This window comes from Oleidesulfovibrio alaskensis DSM 16109 (assembly GCF_000482745.1).
GTDB lineage: Bacteria > Desulfobacterota > Desulfovibrionia > Desulfovibrionales > Desulfovibrionaceae > Oleidesulfovibrio > Oleidesulfovibrio alaskensis.
Genome location: NZ_AXWQ01000031.1, coordinates 1 through 1,028, shown reverse-complemented (window position 1 = coordinate 1,028; position 1,028 = coordinate 1). Strand labels below are relative to the sequence as shown.

The window sequence follows — 1,028 nt, the reverse complement described above, 5'->3', positions numbered from 1 at the left end:
ATGCGGATTCTTGGTGAAAACAAAAGCCTGCTTCACCCAACCGTTTTCCTATTGACGATTTGCCTGAACCCGACGGCCCTATAACGAGCCCTATCCGCCAGGGGACTTCTTCGACGGGCAAGTCCGCCTCAAGGGTGAAGTGGTTTCCCTGTTCCACATTAAAAAGGCTTTTAACGCTCGCGGCGCGGTAGCTGTTGTAGTCTGGGCAGGTGTTGTGCACTTTGATCCTCATGTACGCACCACCTTGCATTTAAACCCAAGACCCATCAGACGTTCATACACTTCTTTGTGCTCTGCCTCATCAGTGCAAAGTACAATCACACCAAATTGTTCCCGGTAGCGTTCTGTTGCGGGGCGCCCTGGTGCCTCCTTCGGCAGAGATGGAAGCTTCCTTTCGTCAGTCATGTAGTTATCCGTTTTGACGGTCCTGCCGTTCTGTCTTGGGGCTCTCGGCACTCACATGGTTGAATGTTCCACAACGCGGGCACTTGATTTCCAGCTCCGCGACCTCTCCCTTGGCCAACAGCTTATTGCAGTGGCCACAGCGTATCTCTTTTCTCATTTTGGTTGTCAGATTGCTTGCCCCCGGATACAACCATTCCGGCCTGATCAGGCAACCGGAGCAGCGGTATATCTCTGCGGATGTGTCGCAAGCATCCGTGGGGCCGTGGTGCGGTGGGCGAACACCGCGCCGGTGGGGGATTGTGGTCCCCCGCCTGCTCCAACAGTATGTCAGCGGCCCGGCACCTACCGGGCCGCTTTCGTTTTTTGCATCGCTATCAATTGTCAGAGAACACTAGAAGTTGCAGATTATTCCAACTTCACCACACTCATTAAGTATTGTTGACCTCCGGCAGTATGTAGACGGGGTTGATGCCCTGTATGGCGTCTGCCGCCTGCACATCGTCCAGTCCCCGCGTTGCTTCCAACGCGTCCTGATAGGCAAGGCGCTGGCCTACCACATGGCCGGATACGGCAACCCATGCGGTGCGGTTGGCAAGGATACGGGCGGCAAGCTCACCCACGGG

General features: G+C 55.5%; 2 protein-coding genes and 2 pseudogenes. All 4 read right to left on the bottom strand.

Going from position 1 to position 1,028, the window contains the following annotated elements; translation table 11 throughout:
* Positions 1–232: pseudogene (locus H586_RS20975) on the bottom strand (ABC transporter ATP-binding protein); the annotation flags it as partial.
* Positions 229–405 (bottom strand): hypothetical protein, encoded by a 177-nt coding sequence (locus tag H586_RS20840; protein ID WP_158303378.1) that lies wholly within the window; start codon positions 403–405, stop codon positions 229–231. The pseudogene H586_RS20975 and the gene H586_RS20840, both read right to left, overlap by 4 nt.
* A 4-nt stretch (positions 406–409) precedes the next feature.
* Complete coding sequence (locus H586_RS20520) at positions 410–562, bottom strand: Com family DNA-binding transcriptional regulator (protein WP_081428157.1); 153 nt, start codon at positions 560–562, stop codon at positions 410–412.
* Positions 563–833: 271 nt separating this feature from the next.
* Positions 834–1,028 (bottom strand): annotated as a pseudogene (locus tag H586_RS20835) (hypothetical protein); the annotation flags it as partial.

Coding starts and splice junctions, on each gene's coding strand:
- H586_RS20520 (WP_081428157.1), bottom strand. CDS start 562: ATGAGAAAAGAGATACGCTGTGGCCACTGCAATAAGCTGTTGGCCAAG.
- H586_RS20840 (WP_158303378.1), bottom strand. CDS start 405: ATGACTGACGAAAGGAAGCTTCCATCTCTGCCGAAGGAGGCACCAGGG.